20 protein-coding genes are annotated in these 18418 nt (G+C 36.9%); 4 read left to right on the top strand and 16 right to left on the bottom strand.

Annotated elements, in window-relative coordinates; translation table 11 throughout:
• Window positions 1–62 precede the first annotated feature (62 nt).
• Entirely contained in the window at window positions 63–353 is a 291-nt protein-coding gene (locus BN1226_RS03515) for a YfcZ/YiiS family protein (protein ID WP_005760944.1), read from the bottom strand.
• Between the two features lie 155 nt (window positions 354–508).
• Entirely contained in the window at window positions 509–1147 is a 639-nt protein-coding gene (locus BN1226_RS03510) for a tellurite resistance TerB family protein (protein ID WP_044470019.1), read from the bottom strand.
• Between the two features lie 294 nt (window positions 1148–1441).
• Between BN1226_RS03510 and BN1226_RS03505 the strand changes: the two genes are divergently transcribed.
• Entirely contained in the window at window positions 1442–1840 is a 399-nt protein-coding gene (locus tag BN1226_RS03505) for an ACP-like domain-containing protein (RefSeq protein ID WP_044470018.1), read from the top strand.
• Between the two features lie 165 nt (window positions 1841–2005).
• Here BN1226_RS03505 and BN1226_RS03500 read toward each other — a convergent pair whose 3' ends face one another.
• The 4 genes from BN1226_RS03500 to BN1226_RS03485 form a co-directional block, all read right to left on the bottom strand.
• On the bottom strand, window positions 2006–3679 hold the full coding sequence (locus BN1226_RS03500; protein ID WP_044470017.1) for a fructose-specific PTS transporter subunit EIIC: 1674 nt from the start codon (window positions 3677–3679) through the stop codon (window positions 2006–2008).
• Window positions 3680–3683: 4 nt separating this feature from the next.
• Window positions 3684–4625: a 1-phosphofructokinase gene (fruK, locus tag BN1226_RS03495; protein WP_044470016.1), complete on the bottom strand. Its 942-nt coding sequence runs from the start codon at window positions 4623–4625 to the stop codon at window positions 3684–3686.
• 2 nt (window positions 4626–4627) lie between these two features.
• Window positions 4628–6142 (bottom strand): fused PTS fructose transporter subunit IIA/HPr protein, encoded by a 1515-nt coding sequence (fruB, locus tag BN1226_RS03490; protein WP_044470015.1) that lies wholly within the window; start codon window positions 6140–6142, stop codon window positions 4628–4630.
• Window positions 6143–6319: 177 nt separating this feature from the next.
• Entirely contained in the window at window positions 6320–6835 is a 516-nt protein-coding gene (locus BN1226_RS03485) for a hypothetical protein (RefSeq protein ID WP_044470014.1), read from the bottom strand.
• A gap of 208 nt (window positions 6836–7043) precedes the next feature.
• Between BN1226_RS03485 and glpE the strand changes: the two genes are divergently transcribed.
• Window positions 7044–7376 carry a thiosulfate sulfurtransferase GlpE gene (gene glpE, locus BN1226_RS03480; RefSeq protein WP_044470013.1) on the top strand — a complete coding sequence of 111 codons (333 nt, stop codon included), beginning with the start codon at window positions 7044–7046 and terminating at the stop codon, window positions 7374–7376.
• 21 nt (window positions 7377–7397) lie between these two features.
• Here the strand turns inward: glpE and BN1226_RS03475 are convergent, their stop codons facing one another.
• Window positions 7398–7742, bottom strand: a complete 345-nt coding sequence (locus BN1226_RS03475; protein WP_044470012.1) for a DUF5389 domain-containing protein — start codon at window positions 7740–7742, stop codon at window positions 7398–7400.
• 50 nt (window positions 7743–7792) lie between these two features.
• Between BN1226_RS03475 and BN1226_RS03470 the strand changes: the two genes are divergently transcribed.
• Window positions 7793–8671, top strand: coding sequence for a rhomboid family intramembrane serine protease (locus BN1226_RS03470; RefSeq protein ID WP_044470011.1), 879 nt, complete (start codon window positions 7793–7795; stop codon window positions 8669–8671).
• A 37-nt stretch (window positions 8672–8708) separates the two neighbouring features.
• Window positions 8709–9467, top strand: a complete 759-nt coding sequence (locus tag BN1226_RS03465; RefSeq protein WP_044470010.1) for a DeoR/GlpR family transcriptional regulator — start codon at window positions 8709–8711, stop codon at window positions 9465–9467.
• An 80-nt stretch (window positions 9468–9547) separates the two neighbouring features.
• Here the strand turns inward: BN1226_RS03465 and tkt are convergent, their stop codons facing one another.
• The 9 genes from tkt to BN1226_RS03420 form a co-directional block, all read right to left on the bottom strand.
• Entirely contained in the window at window positions 9548–11545 is a 1998-nt protein-coding gene (tkt, locus tag BN1226_RS03460; RefSeq protein ID WP_044469607.1) for a transketolase, read from the bottom strand.
• A gap of 240 nt (window positions 11546–11785) precedes the next feature.
• Window positions 11786–12634 carry an RNA polymerase sigma factor RpoH gene (rpoH, locus tag BN1226_RS03455; RefSeq protein WP_044470009.1) on the bottom strand — a complete coding sequence of 283 codons (849 nt, stop codon included), beginning with the start codon at window positions 12632–12634 and terminating at the stop codon, window positions 11786–11788.
• 164 nt (window positions 12635–12798) lie between these two features.
• Window positions 12799–13752: a dicarboxylate transporter/tellurite-resistance protein TehA gene (tehA, locus tag BN1226_RS03450; RefSeq protein WP_044470008.1), complete on the bottom strand. Its 954-nt coding sequence runs from the start codon at window positions 13750–13752 to the stop codon at window positions 12799–12801.
• Entirely contained in the window at window positions 13752–14066 is a 315-nt protein-coding gene (locus tag BN1226_RS03445) for a DUF2322 family protein (protein WP_044470007.1), read from the bottom strand. Before BN1226_RS03445 ends, tehA begins: the two co-directional genes overlap by 1 nt.
• 24 nt (window positions 14067–14090) lie before the next feature.
• Window positions 14091–15116, bottom strand: coding sequence for a UDP-N-acetylmuramate dehydrogenase (murB, locus tag BN1226_RS03440; RefSeq protein ID WP_044470006.1), 1026 nt, complete (start codon window positions 15114–15116; stop codon window positions 14091–14093).
• 113 nt (window positions 15117–15229) lie between these two features.
• Window positions 15230–16438 (bottom strand): sodium/glutamate symporter, encoded by a 1209-nt coding sequence (gene gltS, locus BN1226_RS03435; RefSeq protein WP_044470005.1) that lies wholly within the window; start codon window positions 16436–16438, stop codon window positions 15230–15232.
• 175 nt (window positions 16439–16613) lie between these two features.
• The gene (gene dtd / locus BN1226_RS03430) at window positions 16614–17048 is read right to left on the bottom strand and encodes a D-aminoacyl-tRNA deacylase (RefSeq protein WP_044470004.1); all 435 of its coding nucleotides are present in this window, start codon (window positions 17046–17048) and stop codon (window positions 16614–16616) included.
• A 2-nt stretch (window positions 17049–17050) separates the two neighbouring features.
• On the bottom strand, window positions 17051–17893 hold the full coding sequence (locus BN1226_RS03425; protein ID WP_044470003.1) for a virulence factor BrkB family protein: 843 nt from the start codon (window positions 17891–17893) through the stop codon (window positions 17051–17053).
• A complete protein-coding gene (locus BN1226_RS03420; protein ID WP_156149887.1) occupies window positions 17890–18375 on the bottom strand; it encodes a YchJ family protein in 486 nt (161 codons plus the stop codon). The genes BN1226_RS03425 and BN1226_RS03420 overlap by 4 nt, the downstream gene beginning before the upstream one ends.
• Window positions 18376–18418 lie beyond the last annotated feature (43 nt).

The raw sequence follows: 18418 nt of genomic DNA, 5'->3' as shown, positions 1-18418 counted from the left end.
CATTAAAAAAAGTGCGGTTAATTTTTTGAAAATATTAACCGCACTTTGTTCTTTCTAGCTTATTAAAATGAACGTAAAGCTAATTGGAAAATGACTGATTCTGCTTGGCAACTAAACACAAAACTTGCAGTTAATTTATAACCAGCTTCAACTTCAGAAATATCACTGGTAATTGTACAAGGGTCACTTTCAATATCGCGTGCTTTTTGAATTAACTGAGATAAAGCTTGCTCTGCCTGATCTTTAGTAGCAAAAACTTTTTCAACCTTTGCCTCAACTTCATCATTATTTAAAATTGAACCAACGTCAAAAGTATTACAGCCGACACATTCAATAGGTTTATCTGATTTCATTATTCTTCCTCGTTTGAATTAATTATTGATTACTTTAATACTAAATAGAAATGGAATCAATCTTACAAAAAACGTTGGTCGTTTTCTTCTCAATATATCAATAAAAACGGCCATAAAACTTTTCAGAATGATGGCCGTAGAAAAACAAAATAATATTAGAAACCCGCTTGTTTTTCTAATTGCTCAACTAAAGCATCTTCTAAGCCTAATGCTTGTGCCAAGTTAGCTAAAAATACAATTTCTTTACGTTCCAAATTTGAACATACAACACGTGCGGCAAGATAAACTTGTGTGGCTAATGCAGGATTATCGCCAACTTGCTCAGCAATTTCTTGTACAGTTGCAGGTTGATACATTTCTTGTTGAATCCATTGTTGGACTTCAGGATCTTCACCCGCATGACTTAAAATAGCTTGCTTTTCTTCTTCTGTAATTGCACCATCAGCCGCTGCTGCTGCAATCATGGTTTGTAAAATAACTTTACTCACATCCGCTGATGAATGCTCTGCTGATTGGGTAAATTCCTTTTCAGTCACGGAGGAATTTCCTTTGACTTGTTTAGTTTGATAATCTTGATAAGCTTGATAAGCTAAACTACCTAATGCAGCTAATGAACCTAATTTGGCTAACCCCGCGCCACCATTACGTCCAAAAATCATTGAAAGAATACCAATGGCAGCTGCACCGCCACCAATTTTTGTCACTTTATCTGTATTTGAATTACCATTGATAGTTTTTTTGACTTGTTCTTGAGCGACACTTAATACTTGATTTAAAACTGAGTTGAAATCCATACTGTTCCTCCTGTATATAGATATTCTCTTTGTCCCTTTATTCTCTCCTTAGTTCACTTTAAAATAGTAAATAAATGTAAACATTATTCATATTTAAAACTCATACTATCCCACTAAACTGTAATAGATTTTCAGTATAATCTAGCCATAAATAACCATAAGAACTTGAGGGCAAAAATTAAGCAACTAAAAAAAATTAAGAAACTTTTTAAAAAAGTTACTTTCTAAAGGCATAAGTCATCTGCATCTGATCAGCAGATGTACTAAATTTTAATTTTAAACTAGGAGAGTTTTATGAAAAAATTTATTGTATTAGCGACAGCCGCTTTAATGGTAAGTAGTTTAGCACACGCAGCAGGTGAACAAAGTGACCCACGGGAAGCTTACGAAAGTACAGTAAAAACAGCAAAAGTAAAATATAGCTGCCAAAATGGTAAAAAATTAGCAGTAAAATATGGTTTTAATAAACAAGGTATTCCAACTTATGCAGAAGCCAAATTAAATGGTAAAACTCGTTTTATGCCAATTAATCTAAATACCACAGATGCTTCAGGTACAACATTTGGCGATGAAAATAATTTTAGCCTTTATGGTGATCCAATGGAATTCGATAACTTCCGCAAAGCAGATGTAAATATCCAAAATCCAGCTAGTGAGATTTTATATAAAGGCTGTAAAGCACAAAAAAGATAATTGAAAAATGCCTTATAAATAGGAATATTGCCTCATTGTTTTAGATTAAAAAGCCACCTTAGGGTGGCTTTTTTAGTAATTGAAAAATAACTAACTTTTTTCATGGCTTGGCTAATATTACGATAAAATGCAGCCAAAACTGACCGCACTTTCCATATTAAGTAATTATTCAGCTGTCATTTGTTTAGGTTTAATAATTGCATAAAGTACACCTGTAACCACCGAACCAATTGCAATTGCACCTAAATAAATTAATGGTTGAGATACCGCAGTTAGTGCAAATAAACCGCCATGTGGTGATTGTAATGTGATGCCTAACCCCATTGAGATTGCTCCTGCGATTGCACCACCGATGATACTAGTAACAATCACACGGATTGGATCTGCTGCAACAAAAGGCAATGCGCCTTCAGAAATAAAGCATAAGCCTAAGATAAATGAAGCTTTACCTCCATCTCGTTGGCTCGCCGTAAATTTAGAACGAGCAATCCATGTAGCAATCGCCATACCAATAGGTGGTACCATACCTGCTGCCATCACAGCTGCCATTGGTGTATAAACTTGTGAAGCAATTAACCCCGTACCAAATGTATAAGCAGCTTTATTTACAGGGCCGCCCATATCAACGCACATCATACCACCAACAATTGCTCCAAGAACTAAGGCATTAGCTTGTCCCATTGTCTTTAACCATTCAGCCAAGCTTTTCATTATGGTAGCAACAGGTTCATTAATCACATAAATCATGATTAAACCAACAATAGCTGTACCCAATAATGGCAGAATTAAGATAGGTTTTAATGAGCTGAATGTTGCAGGTAATTTAATAACGTCATTTAAGGCTTTCACAATATAACCGGCAAGAAACCCTGCAAAGATACCACCTAAGATACCCGCACCTGCACCATTGGCTAACATTCCACCAATGAAACCAACCGCTAATCCAGGACGATCAGCGATAGAATAGGCGACATAGCCAGCAAATGCTGCGATCATTAAACCAAATGCGGTACCACCAATTTTATTTAATGTATAAGCTAAGGTACCCGCATTTTCTTCCGCACCTGCATAGATACCACCTAAGATCCAAGCGATAGAAATTAATAAACCACCAGCGACCACGAAAGGTAACATATGTGATACCCCTGTCATTAAATGTTTATATACCCCTTTTTTTTCGCCTTGAGTTTCAGTCGCATTTGCAACCTTACCAACGCTTTCATAAATTTGAGCATTGTTGAAAGCCTTCTCAAATTCTTGAGCCGTTTTCTTTAATGCAAGACCCGTTGAAGTACGATACATTGGTTTGCCTGCAAACTTATCTAATGGCACATCAATATCCGCTGCTACAAAGACTAAATCGGCATCAGCAACTTCTTGTGGTGAAATTGGATTACCTACGCCAACTTGCCCACGAGTTTCAACTTTAATGTTCCAGCCTTGAGCTTTTGCATAAGTTTCAATGGCTTCTGCGGACATAAACGTATGAGCCACACCTGTTGGACAAGCAGTCACAGCGACAATATTCTTCACACGAGTTGAAGAGGCAGCAGACGGAATGCTTTCTGGTTGAACATAATCTATTGCATGAGTTAACGCCTCAGACAATGCAGATTCAGGGGCTAAAAATACTTGTTGTTCATCGACTAAAGCGACTTTTTTACCTAAAAGTGCGGTCTCATTTGGCAAAATTTTTCCAAACACGATGACAATATCTGCTTGTTCAGCTTGATCTACCACTTGATAATTTTGCTGTTTTGCGACTTGCTTAGCGACTTGATGCAATAAAAATGTCTTTGCTTGTCCTAAATTCGGAGATTGAGTAAGAAAAATGTTCATTTGATTATCCTTCAATCGTTGTAATTTTTACATTAGCTAGAATGGGGTCGAGGAGTCGTTGATCGCTTATACCAACATTGCTTTGTGAAACAGCGAAAGCAGACACGGCACTTGCAAAAGCTAACGTATCTTGTTGGGATAAACCTTTAACAAAGCCATAAATAAGCCCTGCCACCATAGAATCACCCGCACCTACTGTACTGACAACATTCTCACATTTTGCTGGTTGAGCTTGAATCACTTTATCATCATTTAACCATAATGAGCCGTTAGCCCCCATGGAAATAACCACATTTGCAATGCCTTGTGCTTTTAGCTGTTTTGCAGCCGTAACAATTTCTGCAATGCTATTCAAAGGATGACCAATCCAAGCTTCTAGCTCTCGATGATTTGGTTTAACCAACCAAGGATTAGCTTTTAACCCAGCAGTTAAGGCAGCATTACTACTATCTAATACCACTTTCACACCGGCTTCATGTAATTCACTTAACCAAACTTGAAATAACTCAGGTGTCACACCACGAGGTAAACTGCCACATACCGCCACGATATCAAATTGTTGACAATAAATAAGCGAATCTGCTGTGAATTTTTTCCAATCTTCACGGCTAATTTGATAGCCTAAAAAATTCAAATCCGTCACATCAGCTTCAGTTTCTGTGATTTTCACATTAATACGTGTTTTACCAGCAACACGTTGGAATTTATCTTCAATATTTTCTTTTTTGAATAAAGTTTCAAAATCACCAACATTATCTTCACCAAGGAAACCACCCACAGCAACAGGAATACCTAAGTCATTTAATACACGAGCGACGTTGATTCCCTTACCTGCTGGGAACAAACCTAAGGTTTCAACCGTATTTACTTCACCTAATTCAATACGTTTTAAACGCCCCACTAAATCATAGGCCGTATTTAAGGTAATCGTTGCAACTTTCGCCATGGTTATTCTCCTAAACCTGTAGCAATTACTGCACCAATACCATCTATTGCCTGTTGTGCATCTTCACCCGTGGCAACAAAACGTAATCGATGTCCTTTTACTGCACCAAGGGCTAAGATTTTCATCGCACTTTTAGCACTTACTAATTGGCTATCGCGATCAAGATTTTGAACAGCAATAGATGCCTGATATTTTTTTACCTCGTTCACTAATACCGCAACAGGGCGCGCATGTAAACCATGATCATTTTGTACAACAAACACACCTTCGACCTCTTCTGCTATGGTTTCTTCAGCCTTAACTGGTTGGCTTGTTTGATTATCTATTACTTCAATTCTATCTGGTTCTGTTGGCGGTACTGCAGAAACGGGTTCACCAAATCCCAATGTAATTTCTTTAGCAATCGCTTCAATAGCTTGTTGAGCATCCTTACCTTCCGCAACAAAACGTAAGCGGTGGCCACGAATAACACCTAATGCCACTAATTTCATTAAACTTTTTGCATTAACCGCAGGTGTACCACGACTAATATTTTCCACAGTGATATTAGCATCAAATGGTTTCACCAAATTCACAAGATTAGCACTTGGTCTCGCATGTAAGCCATTCTCATTACGCACGGTGAAAGTCCCTATGACGCTATGGCTTGATTGTGAAGCTTGAGAAAAGGAAGGTGGTGTTTGTTCTATAGAGATAGGATCGCCTTTTAATGCAGCAAGAATTTGCTCTAAATTTCCTGTTAATAAAGTATGTTGAACCTTCTTATCTAATAACCGAATCAGCGTATCATTCAAATTCTCATTTTTCATTGCGATGGTAATAACTGCATGAATAGTTTTACCATTATTTTCGAAAGGATGTTTTGCACGACTAAAAGAAAGCGCATTTTTCAAATTTCCTACCGCACTATCTGCTAGCCATAATCCCTTTCCTAAAGGTAATGCCGCATTTGCAATAATCTCTGCAACAAATTGATTATCCACAGCATTTTGTTGTTGCAATTGCCCTGCATTAATTGCGACGAGAGCCAGTAAACTAGAAGTATCAACATCTAAGTGAATATTTTCTCTATTAACAACAAAAGTTTCTTCTTCTCCCATCAATATTGCACGAAATTGTTTTGCATCTTGTAAGGTCGCCAATTTCTTAGCCTTTTCTTCATCACTTAACACGTGTGTTAGTTGACGAAGTAAAGTTAAATGTTCATCTGAACGTGCAGCAATCCCGATAACAACGTAAGCAATATTACCATCTTCCCATACAATACCTTGAGGAAATTGAAACACCTGAACACCAGTATTTTTCACCATACTACGCGTTTCTAAAGTACCATGTGGAATTGCAATACCATTGCCAAGGAAGGTTGAAGTTTGTTGTTCACGTGCTAACATGCCTTTTAAATAGCCACTTTCCACATAATCAGCTTGTTCTAGAGCCTGTGCAACTAACTGAATAGCCTGCTCTTTATTTGAGGCTTGAGCTGATAAGTGAATGTTGCTTTCTGATAAATTAAACATTCTGAATCCTTATTCTAAAATTGGTTATTTTAACTTGCAAAAACGTTTCAGTTTTTAATTCATAAAAAAAATCAAATGAATGGGTTGATTATTGCGAATAATAGACAAATGAGCAAGTTCAAAAAGAAATCAATAATAAAAAATTTGAACTTGCTCACAATATTGAGTAAAAAATGCTTATTTACAGACCTTTAATAAGTCTTCGCTGCCTTTAGTGATATATTCATCTTCATCTGAGCGTACTTTGTCTTTACGTAAGTCTATGACAGCATCGTAAATACCTTGCGTCATACTTTTTGTATCAATTTTCGACCAGCAAGTTTTACTCAAGCGGCTAAAGTTATTTTGTAAATCTGCAGCAAACACCACGCCACTATAATAAGCGTGTAATTGGCTATCTAAACCACTCGCTAATTTATTTCTAATTTGCTCAACTGGCACTAAAATACGTTTTAAATACCAGTCATTTACTCCGCTAGCAAAAGAATTAACATCATAATCTGAGTTAATACGACCTTTATAAGATTGTACCGTTGCCGCATAAGCTACAGCATAAGACTTTTGATCGATTTGCTCTTTATCTAGATTAATCACAGGCTTATCGTTGCCCATAAATGGCACATAAGTTTTCCAAGATGTAGAACAAGCGGAAAGTACCGCCATCATAGCCACAAGAGAAAGTTTTTTTAACATAAATACCCTTTAATAATGAATATAGCTAAAGCTATTATACTGCGACTGAGAAAGAACCTAAATGATTTTTCCTATCTTCATTCCTTCGCCACAAAGTGCGGTTAAATTTTAAAAAATTTATAAAAGATTTTCTCTATCTTAATTTACCCTATACAAAAATGTTGCTATATTACACCCTAATTTATAGTTGACAAAATCACTCAGAATTATGACAGAAATTATCCAAATTACACCACAACAAGCTTGGGACATGATGAATAGCGAAAACGCTGTGCTATTAGATATTCGTGATGAACAACGTTTTACCTATAGCCATGCCAAAGGGGCATTTCATTTGACAAACCAAACCTATGGTAAGTTTCAAGATTTATATGATTTTGATGATCCTATTATCCTAAGCTGTTATCACGGCGTGAGTAGTCTCAATGTTGGAAAATTCCTAATCGAACAAGGTTACGATAATGTATATAGCGTTATTGGCGGCTTTGAAAATTGGGAAAAAGCAAAAATGCCAATAGAAACCGCTTATTCACAGGATTAATAAAAAGCATAACTTGTTATATTATGCGCCAAACCCCACGCTCACGATATAATACAGTAACCCATAAAAAGCGATTGTACTCGCTATTAATAGTTTCTTAGCGAGATTATGATTACGCTGATTCAGCTTATAACAAATACGTGCCACAATAGCTAATACAAAAGGATAAAGCCATAAGCAAAGATACATAAATCTCACTTGACCTTGGCTTAATGCTGGATTTTTTTCTAAGTTAGTAGAAACTAACGATGCTAGTGGCCATAAAAAAATAGGCAAACAAAAAGCTGCAATTGCCCAGGTAAAACGACTAAAACCCTCTGGCATTGAAGGCGATTTTTGCGGTTGATTAATTGATTCCTTTTCCATTCCCTTCCTATCCCTTACAATAAACAAAATTTAGATTAGGAATATATCAAATGCAATTACTGTTTAGAAGTGAAATCCCAACTTTTCCTCGACAATTTAGAGATTATATACGCCAAAAATATCAAATAGAACTCATTTTAAAAACTGAACAAAATGAATTTCAACAACAAATCATTGCCGTTTATTTTCCTGAAAATACACCGCACTTTGACGAAATTATGCAAGATCTAGAAGAATTTAGTCGCAATCCTCTTGATGAACGCTATGAACAAGCCAGTTGGGAAACTGGAGATATTTCCATTTCAAAAGACATCACTAAAGATTTACCGAAAAATGCTACGAGTAATTTACGTCAACAGCTTCTCAAAACAGGCCCTTTCACTTTAGTCATAACTTTAATTTGTTTAATTGTCTATGGATTTGAAATTATCGGCTTTGATGAACAAATTATGCAATGGACACATTATCCTAGCGATTTTAAAGAAAATCATCAATTATGGCGTTATTTAACCCACACATTAGTCCATTTATCAACAATGCATGTTACTTTCAATCTAGTTTGGTGGTGGATTTTTGCTAGTGCGATTGAAAAATCTTTTGGCACAATAAAATTAATCATTCTCTACTTATGTGCAGCTATCATAACAGGCATTATTCAAAACTTTGCTTCGGGTCCTAATTTTTTTGGCTTATCTGGTGTAGTATACGCAGTGCTAGGATGTGTTGTTGTCATCGATAAATTGAGTCATCATCAATTTGCACTCCCACAAGGCTTTTTTAATATGCTAATTATCGGCATTGCTTTTGGATTCATCAGCCCTATTTTTGGCATTGAAATGGGAAATGCTGCACATATTAGTGGACTCATTATCGGATTAGTGCTTGGTTTTATCCAAGAAAAGATCACAAAAAGTTTTAATTTGGTTTAAAATATCAACAAATTATTTATTGCGTTTAGAGGATAGTATGAAACAATCCATTCGACATCAAAAAATCGTTGAACTGGTTATACAACAAGGCTATATCAGTACCGAAGAATTAGTCACATTACTAGATGTGAGCCCACAAACCATTAGACGTGATTTAAATGAATTAGCTGAAAATAATCTGATCCGTCGCCACCATGGTGGTGCTGCCTCTCCATCTAGTGCTGAAAATAGTGATTATTTTGAACGCAAAAATTTCTTTTCTACTGAAAAAAACCATATTGCACAAGTTGCTGCTCGCCTTATTCCTAACGGAGCCTCATTATTTATTGACATTGGCACCACACCTGAAGCGGTATCTAGTGCTTTATTAGATCACAAAAACCTTCGTATCGTAACCAACAATCTGAACGCAGCCCACATTCTCATGCAGAATGAAACATTCCAAATCACCATGGCAGGCGGTTCGCTACGCAAAGATGGAGGGATTATTGGAGAAGCAACAGTTAATTTTATCTCTCAATTCCGTTTAGATTATGGCATTTTAGGTATCAGCAGCATTGATTTAGATGGATCTTTACTTGATTACGATTACCACGAAGTACAAGTAAAAAGAGCCATTATTGAAAGCTCTCGTGAAACCATTCTGGTCACAGACCACTCAAAATTCTCACGTCAAGCTATTGTCAAATTAGCCTCAATCAAAGATGTGGATTACTTACTTACCGATCAAGAACCACCCAAAGAGATTATTGAATTGCTCAAAGAAAGCTCAGTAGAATTAAAAATCTGTAAATAATTTACATAAAAACTGCGGTAGGTTTTCGAAAAATTTTCCAAAATCCTACCGCAGTTTTATTTAACTATCCTTCTATTTCATTAAAGGATTTCTTTCGCTTTCGCAACTACATTCTCAACGGTAAATCCAAAGAGTTTGAACAATTGCTCTGCCGGTGCTGATTCACCAAAACTATTCATTCCAATAATCCGTCCTTGAGTTCCGACATATTTGTACCAGAAGTCCGCAATTTGCGCTTCTATTGCTACTCGTTTTGTCACTGAACTTGGTAACACGGATTCTCGGTAAGCTTCTTCTTGTTTATCAAATACGTTCGTACTTGGCATGGAAACAACTCGTACTTTGATGCTTTCACTCTCTAATTCTTCTGCCGCTTTCATTGCCAAATCCACTTCTGAACCCGTTGCAATCAGGATTAAATCTGCTGTGCCTGCACTTTCTTTTAAGATGTAACCACCACGTGCCACGTTCGCCAGTTGTTCTGACGTTCTCGTTTGTTGAGCCAGATTTTGACGAGTGAATATTAAGGCACTTGGTCCTTCTTTGCGTTCCACCGCTTGTTGCCATGCAATAGCTGATTCCACTTGGTCTGCTGGGCGCCAGGTGTTTAAATTAGGGATTAATCGTAAAGAAGCGGTTTGTTCTACAGGTTGGTGTGTCGGTCCATCTTCTCCTAAGCCGATAGAATCATGTGTGTACACAAATAATGAACGTTGTTTCATTAAGGCTGCCATACGTACGGCATTATGGGCATATTCGTAAAACATTAAGAAGGTCGCTCCGTAAGGAATGAACCCGCCATGCAAGGCGATACCATTCATGATGGCTGACATGCCAAATTCTCTTACCCCGTAGTTGATGTAGTTGCCATCAAGGTTGGTTTTCGCTCGTATCGGTTTTGAGCCTGACCATAAGGTTAAGTTTGAGCTCGCTAAGTCTGCTGAACCGCCTAAAAATTCAGGTAATAGGTGGGCATAGGCTTCAATGGCATTTTGAGAAGCTTTACGGCTTGCTATTGCTGCCGGATTCGCTTGTAATTTCTCTATAAATGCTTTTGATTCTGTCGCCCAGTTCGCTGGTAATTCACCATTGATTCGTCTGGTAAATTCTGTCGCTAATTCAGGATAAGCTTTTGCATAAGCCGCAAATTTTTCATTCCAAGCTTGTTCCGCTAATTGTCCCGCCACTTTGGCATCCCATTTCTCATAAACATCTGCAGGAATTTCAAAAGGAGCGTACTCCCAACCTAAGGCTTTACGCGTTAAGGCGATTTCTTCATCACCTAGCGGTGCTCCATGGCAGTCGTGAGAGGCAGATTTATTCGGTGAGCCGTAACCTATGATAGTTTTACAGATGATTAAGGTCGGTTTCGCTTGTTCTGCTTTCGCCAGTACAATGGCGGATTTGATTTGGCGTGGGTCATGTCCATCAATGTTGCGTATCACTTGCCAACCATAAGCTTCAAATCGTTTTGCGGTGTCATCGGTAAACCAACCATCAACATGACCATCGATAGAGATGTTGTTGTCATCATAAAATGCAATTAATTTGCCTAAACCTAATGTCCCCGCTAATGAACAAGCTTCATGAGAAACCCCTTCCATTAAGCAACCATCACCTAAAAATACATAAGTGTTGTGGTCAACAATTTCATGTCCTTCTCGGTTAAATTGACCCGCTAAGGTTTTCTCTGCTATCGCCATTCCCACTGCATTGGTTATCCCTTGCCCTAAAGGCCCTGTCGTGGTTTCAACTCCTGGGGCATAACCGTATTCTGGGTGCCCTGGGGTTTTAGAATGTAATTGACGGAAGTTTTTTAAATCTTCTATTGAAAGGTCATAACCTGTTAAATGTAACAAGCTATAAATTAACATCGAGCCGTGTCCATTAGAAAGTACAAAACGGTCTCTATCTGCCCATTTCGGATTATTCGGATTATGTTTTAAAAATTTACGCCATAATACTTCTGCAATATCTGCCATACCCATTGGCGCTCCTGGGTGACCTGATTTCGCTTTTTGCACTGCATCCATACTGAGTGCTCGTATCGCATTCGCCAGTCTTTTATGATCTGCCATTTTGTTCTCCTGAATAATTAAAATGAGGAATAAATATTGAAGTATTGTACCTGATTTATTGCTAAAAAATACCAATTAATGTAATAAATCTAATCGTTTTGTGATATGGATCGATAAGATAAAACAAGAGACAAATAAACCACCCTTTATTTGTTTCTTATTTGTTATAATTTTGAAAGATATGTAATAGATAAATAAAAAACCGACAAAATGCCGGTTTTTCATCAATCATAAAATTATTTAAAAACTAACCGCACTTTTTAATTTTTTCAATGCGTTGTTTTCAAGTTGGCGGATACGTTCCGCAGAAACGTTATATTTTGCTGCCAAATCATGTAAGGTTGCTTTGTTGTCATTCAACCAACGAGATTGAATAATATCTAAGCTACGCTCATCTAAGGTTTCCATGGCTGCGCTTAGTTGATCTACTGCCTGATTTTCAAAATTTTCATTCTCTAATTCAGCCGCAAAGTTTGAACCTTTATCTTCAAGATACATTGAAGGAACAAAGGTATCTTCTTCACCATCATCATTTGGCAAATCAAATCCCACATCGGCGCCTGTCATACGGCTTTCCATTTCAATGACATCTTCTTTTGATACGCCTAATTCATTGGCAACTAAATCTACTTCATTATCACTAAACCAACCTAAGCGCTGTTTAGTTTTACGTAGATTAAAGAATAATTTACGTTGTGCTTTTGTGGTTGCCACTTTAACGATACGCCAATTACGGAGGACATATTCGTGAATTTCTGCTTTAATCCAGTGTACAGCAAATGACACTAAGCGTACGCCAACCTCTGGGTTAAAACGTTTTACCGCTTTCATTAAGCCAATATTCCCTTCTTGGATTAAATCAGCTTGTGGAAGCCCATAGCCCGCATAACCTCGAGCTACATGGATAACAAAACGAAGATGAGACAAAATTAATTTTTTAGCTGCCTCTAAATCTTCTTGGTAATACAAACGTTCCGCCAATTCCTTTTCTTCCTCTGCAGTTAGCATAGGATATTCATTAGCAGCTCGAATATAGGCTTCGATACTACCTTGCGGAACTAACATCATAGTTTGAACATCTTTAGTCATTATCTTCCTTCTTAGTCAGAGACTGTCATTACAGTTTTATAGTTATAACATAAATGGAAAGAATATCAACCGCTTTATCTTTCCAAATTTATGTTAAATTAGACGTCGCTTTCATTAAAAAAGTTCATTAATTCTTGAGTTATTTTATCAACTAATATAAGCAATTATTTCAGCAGGAATTTTCCTTTTAATACTAATCCTAAGGTAGCAATAAATAATAAACCTATAGAACAACTTCCTACCCAAAACATGGGTAAACCGACTATCCCAGCCCCTTGTCCATGGGTCATAGCATAAATATGAATGCCATCTCCAGCCATGGCGGCAAGTCCAAATGAGATTGCCCAATACCCTACATGAAAATGTCGAAAAATTCCCATCCAACCTAATAAGCGGCTAATAAAAAAGAATTGTAACACGCCATAGCCCATGAGCATCTTAACAATAAAATCAATTTCACCACCATTGATAGTCAAATACGATGAACTGCAAACAAAAGCTGGAGCAAGCTGAATGCCTAAAGTAGGACGAAGCGCCATGGGCATATCAGCAATATTACGTAAACGTTGTTGAATCGTAGGTTCAATCATTATCCAAAATAAACAACCTGCTCCAAAAAATAAAATGGCAATATCTGGTTCGCCTAATAACACTAGTCCTATCGCACTTACCCAATTTGCTGGAACAATAGGCAAATAGAGTGCTGGAGTTGTGAATTCTTGTGGTTGCCTTCCTTGCCATAATCCTGCTGAACGATACACCGCATAACTAACCTGTAAAGCAATACAAGTGAAGGAAACATATGCCCCTAATATGGTATAAGGGTTTAAGAGCAACCCCACAAAAATTCCCGAAATAAACATCAAACTAACAAAACAACCTGTGATAGGATGTGTGACTTCTGCTCGTGCCAATTGCGGGTAATTGATCCATTTATAAACATATACAATAACAAATGATGCCCATACCACTGAAGCAAATAGGCCTATCAGCTCTCCACTCCAAGCAGGTACATTAATTACAGTTGCCGCATAACGCCATGCAAACCCTAAGGAACTTAACCCTAGAGTTAAGGCAAAATAATTAACAGGAATAGGAAAGGGTTTATTATCTAACATCAGGCTTTTACGGGTTGAAGTTGATACTCTAAATTTTCATTGTTCACTTTAAACAACAAATCAATATTAGGGTGTTTTCCAGGATTTTGCTCGGCATCTGCAACATGTTCAGCAAAAATCTCAATGCCTTTTTGCGCAGAAGTGCGGTCTAATTTTCCATAAAATTGCTGTGCTAGAGCATGATAAACCTTTAATGAACCTAATTTGCTAGGTATAGCTGGAATATGATGAATGACTTCACCTTTCGCTAAAACATTTAATCCTGCCAAGCCATCAACGCTTGGTAAAGTTTCTAAATTTGTTTTGAAATCCATCGTTATCTTTAATAATAAAACTAATTAACTAATTGCTGTTTCTGCATTTACTTCACCCTGAGCAGCAATAAAGCGTACTTCAGGTGATAAATATACTTTAAATTTATCGGCTACCGCTTGACGAACATGATGCGCTAAGGCCACGACATCAGCTCCCGTCGCATGGGCTTTATTAATCAATACTAGTGCTTGATTTTGATGAACTGCTGCGCCACCTATTTGATAGCCTTTAAGTTGGCATTGATCGATTAACCAACCTGCGGCTAATTTCACTGAGCCGTCTGCTTGAGGATAATTTGGAATGTGAGGATAAGACTGTTGCAAGCGAGTGAATTGTTCTGCCGAAATCACAGGATTTTTAAAAAAGCTACCTGCATTGCCAAAATCTTGTGGATTGGGCAATTTTGCTCGGCGCACTGAACAAACCTCATCAAATATTTGTTTAGCCGTAACAGTATTTTCATCAAAATTGGCTAATGAACCATATTTCAATATGGGTTTCCAATTTTTAGCTAATTTTAATCCTACCGCAATGACAATAAATCCATATGCATATTTATGTTTAAAAACACTTTCACGATAACCAAATTCACATTCTGCATTAGTTAAACGAAATTGTTTACCAGTATTCAGATCAAGCACATCCACATAATGACAAAAATCTTTAAATTCACGACCATAAGCCCCAATATTTTGTACAGGAGCGGAACCTGCACAACCTGGGATCAGTGCTAAATTTTCTAGCCCATAAATACCTTGTGATAAAGACCATTGCACTAAATTATGCCAATTTTCACCCGCATTGACGTGTAAATAATGAAAATTTGCATCCTCAGATTTCTCAATTCCCATCAAACGATTGAGTAATACTGTACCTTGAAAATCTTCAAGAAATAAAACGTTACTACCTTGCCCTAAAAATAATACTGGTTGTTGTTCAGCAACACTCTCATTCCATAGCTGTTGAAGTTGTTCAAGTGCGGTAATTTCTACGATTTTTTTAGCATTTGCTGGCACAGAAAAGGTATGAAATGGCATTAAACTTTGCATAAATGATCCTTATGATTTTATCTGGTGCTTAGTTTAACTTTTGTTATCTATTTGAGCAAATTTCTGATAAAAAAATACCGCACAAAGTGCGGTATTTTTTAAGAAAATTTTATTTAGTGAAAGTAAGCTGCAATTTCAACAAAAACTTTCAATAATGAGGCATTCAGTAAATCAATAAAAAATGCCCCTACCATTGGCACAATTAAGAATGCTTTATGTGACGGAACAAAATGAGAGGTGATCGCTTGCATATTGGCTACTGCTGTAGGCGTAGCACCCAATCCAAATCCACAATGTCCCGCACTCAGTACAACAGCATCATAATCGGAGCCCATTGCTTTATAGGTCACGAACACAGCAAACAACGCCATCACGACCACTTGTACGGCTAATATCACAAAAATTGGTAAAGCTAAGCCTGCTAATTCCCAAAGTTTTAATGACATTAAGGCAATAGCTAAGAAAATGGATAATCCCACTGTCCCTAATACATCAATTGCTTCATCAGGTGCTTTAAATTTAATGCCATAAGTTAGTGCATTACGTAAAATAACCCCAGTAAATAAACACCATACGAAGGTTGGTAATTGTAAAGCGGTTCCTTTGGTAAGATTATCAAGATGCTCACCAAACAATAAACAAATTGAAAGCATGGTGATTGTTTCAATAATGGTACGTGTATTCACTTTACGACGATAAACAGGTTTTTCAAAGGCTTCTTCAATATCGTCTACATTTTCATCTTCTGTTTCTTCTTGTTTGTGTAAACGTTTAATTAAGAAACTGGCTACTGGACCACCAATAATACCACCAAAAACCAAACCAAAAGTAGCACAAGCCATAGCTAATTCCATCGCACCAGAAATACCAAAATCACGTGTTAAGGTTTCAGCCCAAGCGGCACCCGTACCATGTCCACCTGTTAACGTGACTGAACCTGCAATTAAGCCATAAGCAGGATCTAGATCTAGTGCTAGCGAGCCCAAAATACCGACAGTATTTTGAATAGCAATTAAAGCCGCCGCCACAACTAAAAATACAATTAAAGGTTTTCCTCCTTTCACTAAACGAGAGAAGTTTGCACTTAAACCTATAGAACTGAAGAATACTAACATCATGGTACGCTGTAAGTTACTATCAAAACTGAAACTTAATCCCCAAAACTGGTGAACAATAGTTAATGCAATAGCAACAATAAAACCACCGACGACAGGTTCTGGAATATTGAAGTGTCTGAGTAATTTAATACGTTTTACGAGGAAATAACCAAGCAATAACACTAAGCAAGCAAGGGCTAGCGTTTCATAAGTATCAAATGTCATAATTTTCCCTTTTAGTTCAAAATAAGCAAAAAATTAAATCTGAATAGCATAAACCTATTCAGTAAATTAACAAGACTTGTTTTAAATAGCCGCCTGTACTTTATCAGAAAATAAAATAAGGTGCTAGGAAAACCACTTTTATTCTGGTTAACCAGCATTCAATTTATATCAACTGCTATACATTCAACCAAAAGGTAACGGGACCATCATTGGTTAAGCTGACTTTCATATCTGCAGCAAATTGACCATTTTCCACATGAATTTTCTCCGCACATTTTTGAGAAAAATATTCATATAATTGATTGGCAAGCTCAGGAGGAGCGCCATTTGAAAAACTCGGTCGAAGTCCTTTTTGGGTATCAGCGACCAAAGTAAATTGAGAAACGATTAACAATGAACCTCCCGCTTGTTGAACATTGAGATTCATTTTTTCTTGTTCGTCATTAAATATACGATAATTTAATAGCTTTTCCGCTAACTTATCTGCTTTAAGACAGTTATCTTCTTTCTCTACGCCAAGTAATACTAACAACCCTGATCCAATTTGACCAATAGTCTGCCCATTTACATCCACTTTTGCCTGCGTAACACGCTGAATTAATGCAATCATTACTACTTATCCCGAATACTTTGAAAATCTAAATGTCCTGATTTAATAGAACGCATATCATCTAACACAGCTGCAAGTTGTGCTCCTAACAACACAAACAACCAACTTAATTGAATCCATAATAAGGTAATTGGCAAGGTTGCCATCGCTCCATAAATTAACTGATAAGACGGAAAGGTTACAATATACCAAGCAAAAGCTTGCTTACCTAAAGTGAAAAAGACAGCCGCTACTAAGGCACCTACCGCTGCATGTTGAAAACTTACTTTTTTATTGGGTACTAAGGCATAAATCAAAGTAAAACTTAACCAGGTTAAAAAGAAAGGTACAAAACTAAGTAGTTGTAGACCAAAGGGCAAATCTAAGTCGGAAGCAAATAAACTCATTGAACGAACATAACTACTTGCCGCAAAACTTACACCAATAAAAATAGGCCCCAAAGTAAGAATCGTCCAATAAATAGCAAAGGAAAATATTGTACTGCGATTTGTTACCTTCCAAATATCGTTTAGGGTATTATCAATAGACTTAATTAATAACAGTGCTACAACAATTAAACTAATCACACCAATGGCACTCATTTGTTTAGAATTATTCACAAATTCATCAATATATTGTCCTACAACATCACCTGCCGAAGGAGCCACATTGGTAAATACAAATTCTTTCATGGTTGCCGTGGCTTCAGCAAACATCGGGAACGCAGAAAAAATCGAAAAGACTACCATCGCTAATGGCACAATTGCTAACATCGTGCTATACGTGAGAGAACCTGCTGCTTGCGGTAATTTATTTTGATTAAAACGATGCCAAAATACCTGTAAAAATAATTTGAATTGTGTCATAACAATCCTCCACAACAAGCTTTAAATTTTTTTCCCGAGCCACAAACACAAGGCTGTTTATTGGTGGGTAATGGCACTGTTGGATCAACAAAATACCAACGTCCATCAATTTTTACAAATAATGAATTTTCATGATGTATCTGTTCACCTTCATTTGTATTAAAAAAAGCCTTAAATTCTACCGCACTATGAATATTAGAAAGTTTGGGGTGATGTGCCAAAATCGCTAAACCAACCCAATCTGTTTTTTCTGACCAATCTTGCAATGCTTTAACATCTAACAATGCTTGTTGATTGGGAACCGTAGTTTCAACCACATAAGAAATTAACTGCAAAACATAAGCACTATAACGTGAACGCATTAGCTGTTCTGCGCTTTCAGGAAAAGCCTTTAAAAGATGAAAGGGGGCACAACAGTCTTCATAATGCTTACCTGATTGACAAGGACAAGCTTGTGTGAAAAGTGCGGTTAAATTTTTCAAAATTATTTCCTTAACAACAGAACCCAATAATTAATAAAAAGCA

Origin of the sequence: Mannheimia massilioguelmaensis (assembly GCF_000940515.1) — a bacterium.
In the GTDB taxonomy this organism is placed as follows: Bacteria; Pseudomonadota; Gammaproteobacteria; order Enterobacterales; family Pasteurellaceae; genus Basfia; species Basfia bettyae.
Note: the sequence above shows the minus strand (reverse complement) of the source record. Positions and strands in the feature narration are given on the sequence as shown.